The sequence below is a fragment of the Psychrobacter sp. TB55-MNA-CIBAN-0194 genome, assembly GCF_040309505.1.
Taxonomy (GTDB): domain Bacteria; phylum Pseudomonadota; class Gammaproteobacteria; order Pseudomonadales; family Moraxellaceae; genus Psychrobacter; species Psychrobacter fozii.
Window position 1 is genome coordinate 1 of sequence record NZ_JBEOOW010000727.1, and the last position, 240, is coordinate 240.

The following is a 240-nucleotide window of genomic DNA, read 5'->3' on the forward strand; positions in this document are numbered from 1 at the left end:
GATGTGCCACGCATGCTTGGCCGAGAGTGGACAAAACTTTGCTATTACCTTCCCCGCGCCATTGGCTTTTTTATATTGTTATGGGTGTTGCCGGTTATAGGGCAAATACTGTGGGTGCTTTTTTCGTGTTGGATGTTTGCCGTGCAATACCAAGATTACGCGTTCGATAATCATAAAATCAGCTTTAAGCAAATGAAAACCGATTTACAAAGCAAGCAAGGTTTATCGTACGGGTTTGGT

Annotated in this window: 1 protein-coding gene; it reads left to right on the forward strand. The window is 43.3% G+C overall.

All coding sequences use genetic code 11. The features are described 5' to 3' along the window. Positions 1 to 240 (forward strand): EI24 domain-containing protein (locus AAEY75_RS16890; RefSeq protein WP_352260325.1); only part of this gene is annotated, 240 nt, incomplete at both ends.